This window comes from Streptomyces sp. SLBN-31 (assembly GCF_006715395.1).
Classification (GTDB): Bacteria; Actinomycetota; Actinomycetes; order Streptomycetales; family Streptomycetaceae; genus Streptomyces.
This window is the reverse complement of record NZ_VFNC01000002.1, coordinates 1212440-1229122: the sequence shown is the minus strand read 5'-3', so window position 1 is coordinate 1229122 and position 16683 is coordinate 1212440. Positions and strand designations below refer to the sequence as shown.

The 16683-nt window shown below is 71.9% G+C and carries 18 protein-coding genes; 11 read left to right on the top strand and 7 right to left on the bottom strand.

Annotated features, from left to right (window positions below; all coding sequences use genetic code 11):
- The first annotated feature begins 140 nt into the window (after positions 1-140).
- Complete coding sequence (locus FBY22_RS25625) at positions 141-608, top strand: DUF6214 family protein (protein ID WP_142149728.1); 468 nt, start codon at positions 141-143, stop codon at positions 606-608.
- A 34-nt stretch (positions 609-642) separates the two neighbouring features.
- Here FBY22_RS25625 and FBY22_RS25620 read toward each other — a convergent pair whose 3' ends face one another.
- Entirely contained in the window at positions 643-1338 is a 696-nt protein-coding gene (locus FBY22_RS25620; protein WP_142149726.1) for a TetR/AcrR family transcriptional regulator, read from the bottom strand.
- 268 nt (positions 1339-1606) lie between these two features.
- Between FBY22_RS25620 and FBY22_RS25615 the strand changes: the two genes are divergently transcribed.
- The gene (locus FBY22_RS25615; protein WP_142149724.1) at positions 1607-1855 is read left to right on the top strand and encodes a DUF2630 family protein; all 249 of its coding nucleotides are present in this window, start codon (positions 1607-1609) and stop codon (positions 1853-1855) included.
- Positions 1856-1871: 16 nt separating this feature from the next.
- Here FBY22_RS25615 and FBY22_RS25610 read toward each other — a convergent pair whose 3' ends face one another.
- The 3 genes from FBY22_RS25610 to FBY22_RS25600 form a co-directional block, all read right to left on the bottom strand.
- Positions 1872-2561 (bottom strand): HAD family hydrolase, encoded by a 690-nt coding sequence (locus tag FBY22_RS25610; protein WP_142149722.1) that lies wholly within the window; start codon positions 2559-2561, stop codon positions 1872-1874.
- 46 nt (positions 2562-2607) lie between these two features.
- A complete protein-coding gene (locus FBY22_RS25605) occupies positions 2608-3297 on the bottom strand; it encodes a phosphatase PAP2 family protein (protein ID WP_142149720.1) in 690 nt (229 codons plus the stop codon).
- 293 nt (positions 3298-3590) lie between these two features.
- On the bottom strand, positions 3591-4133 hold the full coding sequence (locus FBY22_RS25600; protein ID WP_142149718.1) for a DUF5134 domain-containing protein: 543 nt from the start codon (positions 4131-4133) through the stop codon (positions 3591-3593).
- A gap of 163 nt (positions 4134-4296) precedes the next feature.
- Between FBY22_RS25600 and FBY22_RS25595 the strand changes: the two genes are divergently transcribed.
- From FBY22_RS25595 to FBY22_RS25585, 3 genes are all read left to right on the top strand, one after another.
- Positions 4297-5949, top strand: a complete 1653-nt coding sequence (locus tag FBY22_RS25595; protein WP_142149716.1) for an FUSC family protein — start codon at positions 4297-4299, stop codon at positions 5947-5949.
- On the top strand, positions 5946-6485 hold the full coding sequence (locus FBY22_RS25590; RefSeq protein ID WP_142149714.1) for a MarR family winged helix-turn-helix transcriptional regulator: 540 nt from the start codon (positions 5946-5948) through the stop codon (positions 6483-6485). Before FBY22_RS25595 ends, FBY22_RS25590 begins: the two co-directional genes overlap by 4 nt.
- An 85-nt stretch (positions 6486-6570) precedes the next feature.
- Entirely contained in the window at positions 6571-9174 is a 2604-nt protein-coding gene (locus FBY22_RS25585) for a cellulosome protein (protein ID WP_399212545.1), read from the top strand.
- 31 nt (positions 9175-9205) lie between these two features.
- On the opposite strand, the gene FBY22_RS25580 is transcribed toward FBY22_RS25585, so the two are convergent.
- Positions 9206-9598, bottom strand: coding sequence for a VOC family protein (locus FBY22_RS25580; RefSeq protein ID WP_142149710.1), 393 nt, complete (start codon positions 9596-9598; stop codon positions 9206-9208).
- A 75-nt stretch (positions 9599-9673) separates the two neighbouring features.
- Between FBY22_RS25580 and FBY22_RS25575 the strand changes: the two genes are divergently transcribed.
- On the top strand, positions 9674-10210 hold the full coding sequence (locus tag FBY22_RS25575; RefSeq protein WP_142149708.1) for a GNAT family N-acetyltransferase: 537 nt from the start codon (positions 9674-9676) through the stop codon (positions 10208-10210).
- 3 nt (positions 10211-10213) lie between these two features.
- Here FBY22_RS25575 and FBY22_RS25570 read toward each other — a convergent pair whose 3' ends face one another.
- Complete coding sequence (locus FBY22_RS25570; protein ID WP_142149706.1) at positions 10214-10897, bottom strand: glycerophosphodiester phosphodiesterase family protein; 684 nt, start codon at positions 10895-10897, stop codon at positions 10214-10216.
- Between the two features lie 386 nt (positions 10898-11283).
- On the opposite strand from FBY22_RS25570, the gene FBY22_RS25565 reads away from it, so the two are divergent.
- The 5 genes from FBY22_RS25565 to FBY22_RS25545 all read left to right on the top strand — a co-directional run bounded on the left by FBY22_RS25565 (position 11284) and on the right by FBY22_RS25545 (position 15917).
- Complete coding sequence (locus FBY22_RS25565) at positions 11284-12681, top strand: DUF6421 family protein (RefSeq protein WP_142149704.1); 1398 nt, start codon at positions 11284-11286, stop codon at positions 12679-12681.
- Positions 12682-12731: 50 nt separating this feature from the next.
- On the top strand, positions 12732-13481 hold the full coding sequence (locus FBY22_RS25560) for an SDR family oxidoreductase (protein ID WP_142149702.1): 750 nt from the start codon (positions 12732-12734) through the stop codon (positions 13479-13481).
- The gene (locus tag FBY22_RS25555; protein WP_142149700.1) at positions 13478-14551 is read left to right on the top strand and encodes a low specificity L-threonine aldolase; all 1074 of its coding nucleotides are present in this window, start codon (positions 13478-13480) and stop codon (positions 14549-14551) included. Before FBY22_RS25560 ends, FBY22_RS25555 begins: the two co-directional genes overlap by 4 nt.
- Before the next feature lie 83 nt (positions 14552-14634).
- Positions 14635-15207, top strand: a complete 573-nt coding sequence (locus tag FBY22_RS25550; RefSeq protein ID WP_142149698.1) for a transglutaminase domain-containing protein — start codon at positions 14635-14637, stop codon at positions 15205-15207.
- An 8-nt stretch (positions 15208-15215) separates the two neighbouring features.
- Positions 15216-15917: a B3/4 domain-containing protein gene (locus FBY22_RS25545; RefSeq protein WP_142149696.1), complete on the top strand. Its 702-nt coding sequence runs from the start codon at positions 15216-15218 to the stop codon at positions 15915-15917.
- Positions 15918-15925: 8 nt separating this feature from the next.
- Here FBY22_RS25545 and FBY22_RS25540 read toward each other — a convergent pair whose 3' ends face one another.
- Positions 15926-16654 carry a class I SAM-dependent methyltransferase gene (locus FBY22_RS25540; RefSeq protein WP_142149694.1) on the bottom strand — a complete coding sequence of 243 codons (729 nt, stop codon included), beginning with the start codon at positions 16652-16654 and terminating at the stop codon, positions 15926-15928.
- Positions 16655-16683: the final 29 nt, after the last annotated feature.

The following is a 16683-nucleotide window of genomic DNA, read 5'->3' as shown; positions in this document are numbered from 1 at the left end:
GCCGGTGCTGCGCTGACAGGGTGTCGGCGAGCCACCGCGTGCGTGTCCGTTCGTAGGGAAAGTGATCATGCGGTTACGTTGCGTGTGTGCTAGAAGCATCCTTTCTTAATCTTTCTGATCGTTGTCCGACGGATGGGGCCGTGTCCGTGTGGCCCGCGTGGGAAGTGCGGGAGGGCGGGGACAGTACGGCGTGGTTCCAGGTCCGGCTGGCGTTCACCGATGGCGCCCGGGTCGACGCGCTCGCCGTGGTCGGCGGGGGGTGTGTCTGCCTGGAGGACGTCCGGGCGCAGCCGGCGCTGTCCCTGGACGACCTCGCCGTGCTCGCCGAGTGGATCGAGGAGCCGCTCTTCGAGGCGTGCGGCGCCACCGGGGAGCCGGGCGCGGAGGGCGAGGGGGCCGGGGGCGGACGTCGGGCCCGGCCGTCCTGGCCGCGCGGGATCGAGGGGCGGTGGCTGGTGGCGCAGGAGTACCGCGCGGCCCAGGAGGAGGGCGTCGACCCTGTCCTCGCGGTGATGTGCGCGACCGGGCACAGCCGCCGCAAGTCACTGCGGATGATCTCGCAGGCGCGTGAAGCGGGTTTCCTGACTCCCCGTCACGCTCGGCGCTGAGCCGCCGAGTTGTTCTGCTCCCGGTGGTGCCGGGCTACTTCGACCCGGCCGAGACCTCCGATCCCTCGTCCGGACCCTCGCCCGTGGCGAAGAACCGTGACAGGTCGGACGGTTGAGTCCCGCCGGACGCTTCCCCGGTGTCCGGCGGGACGCCCATCTCCCAGTCGAGCCGGTAACGCGCGAACAACTCGGCCCGCAGGGTGGTCAGTTGCATCGGAACGTTCGGCAGCACCATCGCGTAGACGGCGCCCATCAACAGGGAGCGCAGCATGGGGTAGTCGGTGGCCGCGTCCCGCGAACCGTGCCGGGCGACGGTGTCCCGCAGCAGTTCGGCGAGCCGCTGCTGCTCCGGGCACTGCATGAACCCCTCGGCCTGCAGCAGCCCCGCCATGTGCTGGCGCATCAACACCGGCCGGTCCCGGGCCAGGCCGAGGATCGCGTCGATGGCCCGCGCCATCCGCTCCCGCGCGTCCTCGGTGCGCGGTTCGCGCTCCAGCGCCTCCTCCAGCGTGCGGTGCATCAGCCGGTGCACCGCCGACTGCACCAACTGCCGCTTCCCCGGGAAGTAGTACGACACCAGACCGCGCGCCGAGCCGGCCCGGTCCGCGATGTCGCCGAGCGTCGTCGCCTCGTAGCCGTGCTCGCCGACCATCTCGACAGCCGCCTGCAGGAGCCGCTCCCGGGAACGTCTCCGCAACTCTTCATTGACCGAGGCGCTGCGCGGGGACATGCTGTAACTCCTGCGTTGACTGGCTGCCAGCCAACTATACTCAACGCATCCGGGCCGCCGCCTCTTAAGGGCGTGGTCAGGGCTGCCGTCCGTCTGGGGCGACGCGGGGGATCGTCTCAGGCGGGCGGTCATACCGCCCCGAAGGTGTCCTGAGGCTACTGTTTCCGCTCCCTCACGGCCGCGACCTCCGGTTCTTGCACTCCCGTCGCACAGCGGCCTCCGCGTCCCTACAGTGGTCATCGGTGTCGAGCCGAGGAGGCGTAGGGGCATGGAACAGGACGAGCGGATCCTGGCCAGGATCTCGGAGATGGTCGAGGACGAGCGCAGGCTCCGCACCTCTCTCGCCTCCGGTGAGATCGACGGCGAGACGGAACAGCAGCGGCTCGGCCGGCTGGAGCGTGAACTCGACCAGTGCTGGGACCTGTTGCGCCAGCGGCGCGCCAAGGCGGAGTTCGGGGAGAACCCGGACGAGGCGAGTGTGCGTCCCTCCTCGCAGGTGGAGGGATATCTGGAGTAGGCGCCGCGGACGCGGTTCAGCCGACCAAATCCAGCACCGGACGCAGTGCGCCCGGCCGCTGCGCGACGGGCAGATGGTCCACGAAGTGCACCCGGCATCCCAGAGCCGCCGCCCCGCCGTCCGCCTCCCGGCTGTCGCCCACCATCAGCGCCTCGCGGGGTTCGACCTCGAGGGCCTCGCAGGCGAGGGCGAACAGCCGCGGATCGGGTTTCTGGATGCCGTGCTCGTACGACAGCACATACGTGTCCACGAACCGGTCCAGGTCGTGTGCCTCGAAGACGGGCCGCGGGTCCCAGCCGATGTTGCTGACCACGCCGATGCCGAGCCCGCGCTCGCACAGCGCGTACAGCACCTCGGCGGCGTCGGGGTACGGCGCCCACGCGGCCGGCGTCATGTGCCGGTCGTACAGCGCGTCGTGCAGGGCGGGGTCGGGCAGTGGCACCTTACGGGAGAGGCCGGTGTAGGCGGCCCGGTGCAGCTCGGCGCTCGCGTCCCGCACCCGCCACAGCTCGGCGAGGTCCGCGGGCACCTGGAGCGGGAACGCCCCGCCCGGCAGAGCGCCCGCCGCCTCCAGGGCCTTCGCCGCTTGCAGCAACTCCTGCTCCGGAAGCGCCGTCCCGGCCTCTTGCAACACGGCGCGCAGCCAGGACTCGGTGGACTCGATGCGGAACAGGGTGCCGGAGAAGTCGAAGAGGACGGCGAGCATGGGTGGATCCTACGGTGCGAGGTTCCGCCGTACGAGAGGACCTCGCTCAGGCGCGCTCGGGGCCCCACCGCTGATGGACGGCGACGGCGACGGCGACCAGGGTCGCCCCGAGCAGCCAGCCCCCCAGCACGTCCGAGGGCCAGTGCACGCCCAGCCACACGCGGGTCAGGCCGACACCGACCGCCGAGACCACCGCCGGCCACAGTGCCGTTCGCCGCAGGGCGGGCCCCGCGCCGTAGTGGTGGACCAGCCACAGCAGCAGCCCGCAGACGACGGTGGCGGTCATCGCGTGACCCGAGGGGAAGGCCGCGTAGCGCGCCGAGTCCACGGGGTCGGGCCAGACGGGGCGCGGACGGCCGACCGCGGCCTTCAGCCCCTGCTGGAGCACTGAACCCAGGGTGACCGAGGCCGCCAGCCAGTACGCGGTCCACCGCGCCGAGCGCCGCCACACCAGCCACACCACGGCGAGCGCGGTCGCGAGGCGCATCGTCCAGGGGTCCCAGACCCAGTCGGTCAGGATGCGGCAGACGTGGGTGAGGCCGGGTTCGTCCACGGCCCGGCGGTGGGTGGTGCGGGCCACGTCACTGTCGAGGGCCATCAACGGGTGCCACTCGGCCACGACCAGGGCGAGCAGGAGGGCCGAGCACACCGCCAGGACACCCGCCGCCCCCGCGGCGCGCGCAGCGGGGCGGTGGTCCGGCGGGCGGGGCGGGGAATCGACGGACGTGTTGTGCATGGAGTGATCCTCGCCGACGGGGGAGGCCCGTGGCTTACGCGGAGGGCCGTGTCCTCCACGGGTTCCCGCGCGGGCCCCTTCCGGCCCGGCGCCGCGTGCGAGGTGACGGCGGTGGCCGTGCGGGGGCGGCTGCCGCGACGGCGCTCGGCGCGTGATCAGCCGCGGGGCCGGCCGGCTTCCGCGACGGCGCTCGGCGCGTGATCAGTGGCGGTGGCCACCCTGGGGGCCGGCGGCGCTCGGCGCGTGATCAGCGGCGGTGGCTACGCGGGGCCGGCCGGCCTCCACGGCGGCGCTCAGAGCGTGATCAGCATCGCCACCATCGCGATGCCCATCGACAGCCGGCACGCCCTCGCCAGCTCCGGCCGGTCCCCCCATCCCACGGTCCCGCCGCCCGCGGCCACGGGTATCAGCCGGACGCCGGACACCAGGACGTAGCCGGTGAAGTAGAGCAGCAGCGCACCCGTGAGCAGTGGCACCCCGGCCGGCCCGCCGTGCCCGGTGTGGTGGCCCGGAGAGGCGGCCATCACCACCGCCATGTAGACCATCGCCGAGGCGCCGACCAGGTGGTGCAGATGGTGCGGGTCCCGCCGCGCCGCCCACAGGGCGCGCAGCGCGGCGGACCCGAACAGGACCGCGTAACCGGGCCAGGCCCACGACGGCTGGCCGACCGCCGCCGCCGGTACGGCCATCGCGGCCATTCCGAAGCCCATCAGCGCCTCGCCGCCCGCGGAGCGGCGCTGTTCCTCGACTCTGCTGCGCATCCGCAGCAGACAGTAGGCCCCGGTCGTCGTACACAGCGCGACCAGCAGCCAGCCGGGCGAAGCCGGTCCGTGCACGCGCACCTCCCCGCTCGACGGTCTCGACAGTGCGTCGATGCCCGGGCCGCCCGGTGCGCACGCGAGCGCAAGGATGTACACGGGGAGCATTCGAGGGAGCACGGCAGGTGAGCGGCCCATGACGAAATGATTTACTAGTAAAACACCTGCTAAGCTTGTCTCCATGAGCCGTGCGACCCCCGTCCCCACCGCCCCCCGCGCCCGCCGACTCCCGCTGGCCGGCGTCCTGCGTCTCGGTCGCCCCTCGGCCATCTGGTTCAAGCCCGCGCTGAGCGTGGTCGCCTCGGTCGCCCCGCCCAACCTCCTCCTGCTGGCCCTAGGCCGGCAAGACCTGGCCATGTACACGATGGCCGGATCGCTGTGCGCCCTGTACGCCCACAACCGCCCCTACGCCGCCCGGGCCCGCGTTCTGGCCTGGGTCGTCCTGGGCATGGTCGGCGGCCTCGCCGTCGCCCTGACCGCGGCCTCCCTCACCTCCAGCGCGGTCGTCCTGGTCACCGTGGGCGCGGTGCTCGCGGCGGCGCAGAAGGTGCTGTGCGACGTGACCCGGGTCGGCCCGCCCGGCAACGTCGTGCTCACCTTCATCAGCTCCGCCTCCCTCTTCGTCCCGCAGGCCCTGGCGCAGCTCCCCGGCCATCTCGCCCTGGCCCTCGCGGCGGGCGCCTGGGCCTGGCTGGTCGGCATGGCGCCCGGCCTGCTGCGCCCGCACGGCCCGGAACGCCGGGCCACCGCCCAGGCCCTCGACGCGGCCGCCGCCTGCGCCGCCACCCACGGCGCCGACGACGGCCACCCCCGATCCCGCGCCGCAGCGGCCGCCGCGATCCAGGCCGCCTGGCAGGCCCTCCTGGCCTCCGGTGACCCCTCCGCCCGGCGGGCCCTGGAGCGCCTCCTGGTGCGCGCCGAGGTCGCCCTCGCCGCCCCCGCCGACACCGACCCCGAACTGCTGCGCACCTGGTCGCGCGACCTGTGCGGCAGCGGCCCGATCCCCGAGTTCCACGAACCGCGGGACGCCGACGAACTCCTCGGCGTCGACGCTGAACTCGCCGTCCCGGCACGGCCGTTGTGGACCAGGCTCGGCCCGCTCACCCCCCTCGCCGTCCGCACCGCACTGGGCTGCGCCCTGGCCGGCTACGCCTCCCTCGCCCTCGGCGTCGGCCGCCCCTACTGGGCCCTGGTCACCGCGGCGTCCCTCTACCAGGCCAACCTCACCCTCACCTGGAGCCGGGGCGTCCAGCGCGTCGTCGGCAACATCCTCGGCGTGCTGCTCTTCGCCGCCGTCGCCCCGCTCGCCCACCTCGGGCGGCCGGCCCTGGTCCTGTGCTGCCTCGCCTTCAACTTCGGCGCCGAGGCCCTGATCGGCCGCAACTACTGGCTCGGGACCGTCTGTGTGACCCCGATGGCCCTGCTCATCACCGAGTTCAACCGCTACCAGGCGCCCGGAGAGCTCATCACCGAGCGCGTCGTCGACACCCTCGTCGGTGCCCTGGTCGGCTTCCTCGTCGCCGTGGCCGTGACCAACCGCCGTTCCGGCGACCGCGTCGAGCACGCGCTGGCCGACGTCGAGCGCGTCCGCGAACGCACCGCCCGTCTGCTGGCCGGGCCCGCCGCCCCCGCCGCCCTGGAAGCCGCCCGGCGCGGGCTCGCCGCGGCTCTGGCCGACCTGCGCGCAACCGTGGACGCCGCGTCCGGGGAATGGTGGCAGCGCGCGCTGCCCCAGGAGCGGGTCGTGGGCGCCGAGCAGGCCGGACACCGTACGCTCGCGGCGACGGTACGGCAGCTGGGGCTGCGCGGCGCGAGGGAGGACGTACGGCCATGACGGCAGCGAACGGGCGGCGGCAGGGCGCGACCGGGGGCGACACCGTCTCCGCGGTCGTCCGGCAGTGGCAGGCCGTCCACCCCGGCCTCGACACCGGTCCCATGGAGATCATCGGCCGGATCAACCGCTGCGCCGCCCTCCTGCAGCAGGCCGAGGACGCCCCGCTGCGCCAGGCGGGCCTGAGCCGCCCGGAGTTCGACCTGCTCGGCGCGCTGCGGCGCACCGGCCACGAACTCACCCCCAGCGAACTGGCGCGGGAGACCTTCTCCTCCGGCGCCGCCGTCACCAAGCGGCTGAAGGCGCTCACCGAGCGTGGCCTGGTGGAGCGCCGCGGTGACACCCGTGACCGACGCGTCGCCCACGTCCGCCTCACCGACGCCGGCCGGGACCTCGTCGACTCGATCCTGCCCGAGCAACTCGCCTACGAGACCGCCGTGCTCTCCGTCCTCGACCCGCGAGGCCAGGGCGAACTCGCCGACCTGCTGGGCGAGTTGCTCGGCCGGCTGGAGGGCACCCCGGGCATGCTGCGGGCCTGAGCGGCGGCTTCCGGAAATTTTCGTAGACCGGACCCCCGTTGACGCGATCCCCGGCCGCTCCCTAGGTTCGACCAGGCCGGTTCGGATCTTCGGCTGGCGTACGGGATCTCGAACGAAAGAGGGCGCCGTGACGGCCGAGACGCTCACTGTCGACCTGGGCACCGAGACGGGCCCCTTCCACGGCGGCGCGAGCGGCACGCTCTACGGCCTCTACGGCGACGGCGTTCCCAGCCGCGCGGTGGTCGAGGGCATGTACGTCCGCACGGTCACCACCAAGGCCCAGGACGGCGTCCAGCACCCCGGCGCCGACGCCCTGGAGATCCTGCCGTCCTTCGTCGCCTCGGGCGGCAGGGACGTCTACGTGTACACGACCGACTTCCACCGCGGTTTCCCCTACGAATGGCCGGGCGCCACCGGCGAGGAAAGGCTCGCCGGCCACCTGGAGACCGTCCGCCGGCAGGTGCGGCAGGCGCAGCGGCTCGGCGCGCTCACGTCCCACCTCGTGTGGGTGCCGTTCAACGAGCCCGAGGGCAACATGTTCGGCACGGGGGAGTGGAGTTACGACGGGGTCTCCTGGCGGACCGAGCCCGGTCCCTTCTTCTCGGCCTGGACGCGGGCCCACCGCCTCATCAAGGAGATCGACCCCGGCGCACGCGTCGCCGGCCCCAACACCAGCATCCTCTACCCCGAGGTGCGGGGCTTCCTGGAGTTCGCGCGCGACCACGACGTACTGCCGGACGTGGTGACCTGGCACGAGCTGTCGTCCCCGGACGAGGTCCGCACGCGAGTCGCCGAGTACCGCGCCATGGAGAAGGAGTTGGGCATCGGCCCGCTTCCCGTCAACCTCAACGAGTACGCGCACAACTACCACCTCTCCGTTCCCGGCCAGATGATCCAGTGGATCGCCGCCGTCGAGGAGTCGAAGGTCGACGCCGACATGGCGTACTGGAACATCGCCGGCAATCTCAACGACTCGGCGGTGGAGGCGAACAAGGCCAACGGGCAGTGGTGGCTGTTCAACGCCTACGGCCAGATGTCCGGCAGCACCGTGCGGGTCACCGCGCCGCACCCCAACGCGCAGTACACGCTGCAGGGCGTCGCCACGCTCGACCGGGACAAGCGCCAGGCGCGGGTGCTGTTCGGCGGCGCGGGCGGGGCGGCGGACCTGGTCGTCGAGGGCGTCGACGCGGAGCTCTTCGGCACCCGGGTCCACCTGCGGCTGCAGGAGATCCCCTGGACCGGCCAAGTGGGTGCCTCCGCACAGCCGTCGCGGCTGCGCGACGTCGAACTGCCGGTCACCGCGGGCAGGGTGACGCTTCCGCTGACCGGCCTCGACGAGATGTCCGCCTACCAGCTGATCATCTCCCCGGGCGGCAACGGGGCCGTGCCGCTCGCGCCGTCGACCGGCTGGCGCGGGACGTACGAGGCGGAGGACGCGCTCTACACGGGCGGCGGCTACTCGCGGAACGGCCCCGAGGGGTCCCCCTCCGCCGTCGACAAGTTCGCCACCTCCGGCGGCTATCACGTGGGCGGCCTGCGCACCGGCTCCGACGGCGTCCTCGCCTTCGACGTCGAGGTGCCTCAGGACGGGACGTACGACATCCGGGTCTTCGCCAACTCCCACAACCAAGCCGACCTGGTGCGCGAGTCGGGCCCCACCAACGTCTTCCTGCGCATCGACGGCGAGGACCCGCGCGAACTGCTGCTGCCGCTCGGCTACAAGTGGGCCGTGTGGGGACACACGGACACCCGCGCCGGGCTGACCCGTGGCCCGCACCGCATCACCCTTGCCGCCCTGGACCCCGACCTCGGCGCGACCATGGGCGACGCCGTGATCGACCGACTGGACCTCGTCCTGCGCGACGAACACCAAGTGGACGCCTACGAAGCCGAGTTCGCGGCGCTCGGGGCGGGAGCGCGAGTCGACTGCACGTATCGCGGCGCCGGCGGCCCCGGCGCCGTGGTCCTCCCGCGCGGCGGCACCGTCACCTTCTGGGTGCACGCCGCCGGCGACGGCGAGGCGACGGTCACCGTCGACCTGCTCGGCCCCGGTGAGGGCCTGCTCACCGTCAACGGGGAGGAGACGGGGCCGTTGGCGCGCGGACCCGTCCCGCTCTTCCTCGCCGGCGGCGTCAACAAGGTGACGGTGACGGGGACTTCGGAGCATCTGGTCGTGGACCGGCTGACCGTCGGCCCGTCGCGCGGCCTGCTGCCCACGACCGCCTACGCCGCCGAGGAGGGCACCTTGTCCGGTGCCGCCGAGGTGACCGCGTACTCCCGTGCCACCGGCGGCAAGGCGGTCGACGGCATCGGCGCCGGTCCCGCCAACGCGCTGACCCTCACCGTGACGGCGGCGCACGCCGGCCGGCACGCGCTGACCATCCGCTACTCCAACGGCGAACAGGCCCCCGCCACGCACTACAACCCCGACCCCATCTGCCGTCACGCGGACATCTCCGTCAACGGGGCGGCCCCGCACCGGGCGCTTTTCCCGACCACCTTCCACTTCAACGACTTCCGGCACCTCACCGTCCCCGTCACCCTGGGCGAGGGCACCAACACCGTCACCCTCACCGCCGACGAACTCCCCGACTTCGACGGGGACACCCGGAACCCCCACGGCCAGCGCTCGCCCTACGCCCCGGTGATCGACCGGATCACGGTGACCCCTCTCGCGGCGCGCCCCTGATCCGGGGTGCTCCGGTACCACCGCAGGCGGTTCAGATGCCGGGCCGGTACCGGATGGGATGGTCCGCCGGCACTTCCACCAGCACGATCCGCGTCCCGTCCGGGTCCTCGATCCACATCTCGATCAGCCCCCAGGGCTCGCGCACCGGGGGCCGCACGATCGCGACCCCCTTGGCGCGCAGCTCCTCGTGCGCCGTGTCGGCGTCCTCGACCTGCAGCCACAGCCGTACGGCGGGGGAGGGCGGGGCATCGGAGCGTCCCGACACCTCCAGGTGGCCACCGCCGAGGAAGTAGACGGTGCCGCGGTCCGGCCCGGTGCCGAACTCGCGGTAGACGGCCAGGCCCAGCTGCTCGCCGTAGAAGCGGCGGGAGCGCTCGGGGTCCGAGGGCCGGAGCAGGGTACGACTGCTGAGAACGTGCACCATGCACCCGAAGCCTAGTGGCGGCGTTACCCTCATCGGTGCCGTGCCGTGCCGTGTCAGAGATCGGAGAGCCGCCCCATGGAAACCGCCGCCGGACTGACCTTCCGCGACGCCACCGACGCCGACGTCGACGCCCTGGTCGCGCTGATCGAGTCGGCGTACCGCGGAGAGTCCAGCCGGGCCGGGTGGACCACGGAGGCGGACATCCTGGAGGGGCAGCGCACCGACCAGGAGGGTGTGCTCGCGGTCATCAAGTCCCCCGACAGCCGTCTGCTCACGGTCGAGCGCGACGGCGTGGTCATCGCCTGCTGCCAGCTCGAACACCGCCGCGCCCACGCCTACTTCGGGATGTTCGCGGTCAGCCCGCGACTCCAGGGCGGCGGCCTCGGCAAGGTGATCATCGCGGAGGCGGAGCGCGCGGCGCGCGAGGCGTGGGGCGTCAGCGAGATGCACATGACCGTGATCTCCGTACGCGAGGACCTCATCGCCTGGTACGAGCGCCGCGGCTACCGCCGTACGGGAAGGATGACCCCTTTCCCGTACGGCGACGAGCGCTTCGGTATCCCGCAGCGCGACGACCTGCAGTTCGAGCTGCTGGTCAAGGAGCTCGGCTGAGCGTCACGCCGTGAAGCGGGCGGTGCGTTTGATCTCCGGGTAGTCGGTGGTCGCGCCGTCCAGCTGCAGGGCCCTGACCAGACGCAGATGATCCTGGGTGTTGACCACCCAGCCGATGATCCGCAGGTCCGCCTTGCGGGCCCGCTCCACGATCTCCAGCGTGAGCCGGCGGATGTTGAGGCAGACGGTCGCCGCGCCGGCCTCGACCGCGCGGTCGACGATGTCGGTGCCGAAGCGGCTGCCGATCAGCGCGGTGCGCACCCCGGGCACGAGGCGGGCAATCTCGGCGACCGCCTCGTCGTGGAAGGAGGACACCTCCACCCGGGCGACCAGGTCCCGCTTGAGCATCACCTCGGCCAGCGCCCGGGCGGCCTGCACGTCCTTGATCTCGGCCTGCAGCGGCGTGCGCACCGCGTCCAGGACCTCCTCGAAGACCGGCACGTGCTCGCCGCGGCCGGCGTCCAGGGCGCGCAGCTCGGCGAGGGTCTTCTCGGCGATGGGGCCGGTGCCGTCGGTCGTGCGGTCCACGTCGGTGTCGTGCATGACGACGAGTGCGCCGTCCTTGCTCAGGTGCAGATCGAGTTCGATGACGTCGAGGCCGGCCTGCTGGGCGGCGACGAAGGAACGGAGGGTGTTCTCGGGCTCGACACCCATGACTCCGCGGTGACCGATGGTAAGGAAGTTCAAAGTTCAACTCGCTTCCGTCGACGGGCGGCTCGGACCGCGCGCGGACCGGAGCGGACGGCCGCGCGGGCAGAGCCGCAGCCTAACGGCCCGGCCGCGCGATGAACCCCTGCGTACACGGGGGATCGGCGTGGCGTACGGGGCCTGTACGGCCCTTGTGGCCGGGGCCGCTCACCCGGGCGTGGGCGAGTCCTGCGGGCATTGACCGGTTGGCTGATACCCGTGCGGTGCCGTCGTATACCCGGCGGAGCCGTTTTCACTGCGTCGGGCAGGAAAAAGTTCCGTGACGATGCGGGTGCGCAGGATAATTTCCGGAGGGCGCTCTTGCTGGGAGAAAGCCCGTATGTATACGGTCTCCTTACGCAAGCTTCTCCCGTGGAGGATGGGACATGACGGAAATTCTTGTGCAGGCGGCTTCGGGGGACCAGGTTCCTCCCGCGACCAGGGTGGTCGAGCACCCGGCGTGGCCGGTGCTCAAGGATGCCGTGGAGCGGATCCGGCCATGGCAGTCCAAGGACGGGTCGATCGACTTCGAGGCCGAGGGTGCCCCCGACCTTGCCGATGTGGAGGCCGCCGTACGGCGTGTCGCGGAGGCCGTCGAGGAGCTCTCCCCGCTGCTCCCGCACGACACCGCCTACCACGAGGCCCTGGTCAAGGACCTGGAGCGGTGGTCCGTGGACGGCTTCCAGGTGCCCGACTTCCTGGACTCGCTGCTGGCCTTCCAGCCCGCCGCGCACCGCGCGGACGGCCTGCAGCACCTGGTCGTCTTCCCGATGTACACCCAGAACGGCAACCCCGACCGCAACCTCGAGGCGGTCGTGCTGCGCATGGTCTGGCCCGACTGGCTGGCCGAGCTGGAGCGCACTCGCTACGACAACCCGCTGTTCTGCGGCATCAAGTTCGAGGACTTCACCGCCGGGTACGACACCAACTCCGCCGTCCTCTTCCCCGAGACCATCGCCGTCCGCGAGGCGCCGGAACGATTCTCCTGGGGTGGCATCTTCTGCGACCGCGAGGCCGCCCGCTTCCGCCGGGTCACCGACGCCGCCGTCGACATCCTGGGCCTTCAGCTGCCCGAGGACATCGCCGCGATGGTCCACGACCAGAAGCGCTGCGAGGAGGCCTTCGTCCTGTGGGACATGGTCCACGACCGCACCCACAGCCACGGCGACCTGCCCTTCGACCCGTTCATGATCAAGCAGCGCCAGCCGTTCTGGATGTACGGCCTGGAGGAGCTGCGCTGCGACCTCACCGCCTTCAAGGAGGCCGTCAAGCTCCAGGCCGACGGCGTCCCGCAGGCCCGTGACGTGCAGTACGCGGTCCTCTTCGACCGCATGTTCCGCTTCCCGGTCACCGGCGAGCGGGTGCGCAACTACGACGGTCTGGGCGGCCAGCTGCTCTTCGCCTACCTGCACAAGCACGACGTCGTCCGCTGGACCGACAACAAGCTGCACATCGACTGGCAGCGCGCCCCGCAGGTCACCAACGAGCTGTGCGCCGAGATCGAGAAGCTCTACCGCGACGGCATCGACCGCCCCAAGCTCGTCCACTGGTTCGCCGGGTACGAGCTGGTCTCCACCTACCTCGCCCCGCACCCGGGCTCCAAGTGGGCCAAGGGCCCCGACGCACTCGACCTGAGCCAGCCGCCCCGGAAACTCGTCGATGACGTGCTTCCGGACGAGTTTCCGCTGAGCATGTTCTATGAGGCCCTCTCCAAGAAGCTCAAGAACGTGATCGCCTCGACCCGGGGCATCACGGCGCAGAGCGCCGAGCGGGCCGCCGCGTGAGCGTGCGCGGCACCGGGAACACTGCTCAGCAAGCTCAGGAGGCGAAGAACATGGCGGGGAACGGAGCTCTCAGCGGTGCGGTGATCGCGGTGGCCGGCGCGGGCGGACCCGCCGGACGGGCCGCGCTGCTGCGGCTGGCCGAGGCCGGGGCGACCGTCGTCGGCGCCGACAACGATCCCGAGCGGCTCGCGGAGGCCGTGGACGCGGCCCGGTACGCCTCGGGCGGCGCCACGGTCACCGGTGAGTCCGTCGACCTGCTGGACCTCGAGTCCACCCGGGACTGGGCCACGCACATCGAGAAGGACTTCGGCCGCGTCGACGGCGTCGTCCACCTCGTCGGCGGCTGGCGCGGCAGCGAGACCTTCATCAAGACCAGCCTCGACGACTGGGACTTCCTGGAGCTGCTGCTCATCCGCACCGTGCAGCACACCTCGCTCGCCTTCTCCGAGGCGCTCCAGCGCAGCGACCGCGGCCGCTACGTCCTGATCAGCGCCGCCGGCGCCTCCAAGCCGACCGCCGGGAACGCCGCGTACGCCGCCGCCAAGGCCGCCGCCGAGGCGTGGACGCTCGCCATGGCCGACTACTTCCGCAAGGCCGGGGGCTCCGAGGGGCCGACGTCGGCGGCTGCGATCCTGGTGGTGAAGGCGTTGGTGCACGATGCCATGCGCGCCGAGCGCCCCAACGCGAAGTTCGCGGGCTTCACGGACGTCAAGGACCTCGCGGAGGCCATCGCAGACGTCTGGAGCAAGCCCGCCGCCGAAGTGAACGGAAAGCGTCTGTGGCTGACCGACAAGCCGTGAACCCCCCGAAGACCGACGCCCGTCGCCACCACGACCCGGACGTCCGCGGCTTCGCCAGCGACAACTACGCCGGGGCACACCCGGAGGTGCTCGCCGCCCTGGCCCTGGCCAACGGCGGGCACCAGGTCGCCTATGGCGAGGACGAGTACACCGAGAACCTCCAGCGGATCATCCGCAGCCACTTCGGGGCCACGGCGGAGGCCTTCCCGGTCTTCAACGGCACCGGCGCCAACGTCGTCGCGCTCCAGGCGGTCACCGACCGCTGGGGCGCGGTGATCTGCGCCGAGAGCGCCCACATCAACGTCGACGAGGGCGGTGCGCCCGAGCGCATGGGCGGCCTGAAGCTGCTCACGGTCCCCACGCCCGACGGCAAGCTCACGCCGGAGCTGATCGACCGGCAGGCGTACGGGTGGGAGGACGAGCACCGCGCCATGCCGCAGGTCGTCTCGATCACCCAGAGCACGGAGCTCGGCACCCTCTACACGCCCGAGGAGATCCGCGCGATCTGCGAGCACGCCCACGCGCACGGCATGAAGGTGCACCTGGACGGCTCCCGCATCGCCAACGCCGCCGCGTCGCTGGACGTCCCGATGCGGACGTTCACCAACGCGGTCGGCGTCGACATCCTCTCCCTCGGCGGGACGAAGAACGGCGCGATCTTCGGCGAGGCGGTCGTGGTGATCGATCCGAACGCCGTGAGCCACATGAAGCACCTGCGCAAGCTGTCCATGCAGCTCGCCTCCAAGATGCGCTTCGTGTCGGTGCAGCTGGAGGCCCTGCTCGCCAAGGACCTGTGGCTGCGCAATGCCCGCCACTCCAACGAGATGGCCCAGCGCCTGGCCGAGGGCGTGCGCGCCGTGCACGGCGTGGAGATCCTCTACCCGGTGCAGGCCAATGGCGTCTTCGCCAGGCTCCCGCACGACGTGAGCGAGCGGTTGCAGAAGCGCTTCCGGTTCTACTTCTGGGACGAGGCGGCCGGTGTCGTGCGCTGGATGTGCGCGTTCGACACGACCGAGGACGACGTGGACGCGTTCGTGGCGGCGCTGAAGGAGGAGATGGCGCGCCAGTAGATCCCACGCTTCGGATGCATAGATATGCGATCGCCCGTAAAGTCATTGACGGTCGGGTGATCGCGTTTCTATGCTCTGCGGGCATGGAGCTGATCCAGAACACCCCCGACCTGTCCGCGTATCTGGCCGCCGACGAGGTCATCGACCATCACCATCCGCTCGTCAGGCGGACGGCGGCCCGACTCGCGCGGGATGCCGAGGACTCGTATGCCTATGCGCGGCTGGCGTTCGAGTTCGTTCGCGACACCATCCCGCATTCCCAGGACTCCGGGGATCCGCGCGTCACCTGGCGGGCCTCCGACGTCCTGGAGCAGGGCACCGGCATCTGCTACGCGAAGGCCCACGCGCTGGCGGCCCTGCTGCGGGCGGAGGACATCCCGACCGCGCTCTGCTACCAGAAGTTCGACGTGCTCCACGGCCTGGTCGCCGTCCGCTTCAACGGCGCCTGGCACCGGCAGGACCCGCGCGGCAACAAACCCGGCGTGGACGCGCAGTTCTCCCTCGACGGGGAGCGCCTGGCCTTCGCGCCGGACCCGGAGTTCAATGAGCTGGACTATCCGGTCCTGTATGCTGAACCACACCCGGCCGTCCTCGACGCACTCAGGTCCGCCCCCGACCGGGCGTACCTGTGGAAGACGCTCCCCACCGCACTCTGAGGCAGACGATGACCCTCTCGCTGACCGTGTCCGACGAGGTGCGCGCCCTCGCGCCCGGCTTCACCCACCTGGCGATCGAGGCGCACGGCCTGGTCAACGGGCCCAGCACTGCCGGGAGTTCGGCCCTGCTGGACGACGCGGCCCGCCGTCTCGCCACTCGCCTGGACGGCCGCGCCCCGCACGAGGACCCGCACATGGCCGCCTGGCGCGCGGTGTACACCGCGTTCGGCTCCAAGCCCTCCCGCACCCGCAACTCGGCCGAGGCGCTGGCGAAGAGGGCCCTGTCGGACGCCGGCCTGCCCCGCGTCAACCTCCTGGTCGACCTCTACAACGCCGTCAGCGTCGCCCACCTGATCCCGGTGGGCGGCGAGGACGTCGACCGCATCCGGGGCGGGATGCGGCTCGTACGGGCCGCGGGCGACGAGGACTTCGTGACGGTGGCCGGAGGCGAGGAGGTCGTCGAACACCCCGACGCGGGCGAGGTGGTGTGGCGCGACGACGCCGGTGTGACCTGCCGCCGCTGGAACTGGCGCCAGGGCCCGCGCACCCGGCTCACCGAGGAGACCGTCTCGGGCATCTTCCTGCTGGAGGGCATGGCCCCGCTTCCGGACGCCGAGTTGGAGGCGGCGGGGGCCGAACTCGCCGAGCTGCTGGAGAAGTTCAGCCCAGGTGCGCGGATCGACGTACACGCGGCGAGATCCGCCGGCTGAGCGCGGGCTCAGGGGCGGCGGAACAGGCCGGTCCACAGGAAGGGTTCGCCGAAGCGGGCGGAGTCGGGCGGCTCGTCCCGCATCCGCCGTAACTCGATCTCCGTCAGACCGGAGAAGATCCGGCGCAGCGACTCGGGGGTGTAGGCGAGGCCGCCCTCCAGGCGGCCGCGCAGGTAGAACTCCGCGTCGGGCAGCTCGGACCCCATGGCGCCGGCTGCGAAACACGTGAGGCCGAACAGGCCGCCGGGCGCGAGACATCGGTCGAGCAGCGCCAGGTAGCTGATGCGGCGGTGCGGCGGCAGGTGGTGGAAGCAGCCGGAGTCGTAGATCAGGTCGTAGCGGCCGAGGATCCCGTCGTCGAGCAGTGCGAAGGCGTCGCCGCACAGGAAGCGGACCTGGGCGCCCGTCTCGCGGGCGCGTTCCCGTGCCCAGTCGACCGCCACCGGCGACAGATCCACGGCGTCGACCTCGAAGCCCAGCGAGGCGAGGTGCAGCGCGTTGCGGCCCGGGCCGCAGCCCAGGTCCAGGGCGCGGCCCGGGGTGACCAGGCCGCGGCCGACGTGGGAGACGAGGTTCTCGTCGGGCTTCGCGGCGAAGAACGGGACGGGTCTGGAGCGGTCCGCGTAGAAGTCGTCCCACCAGGAGCCCGCGCTCCCCGTCCAGCGGTCGGCTGTCGAGGCGAACAGCCCGTCCAGGAGCCGCAGGGCGTCCTCCACCGTGCGTATGTTCCGGTCCATCAGATCCCCTTCCGCCCCGGGATCCTAGG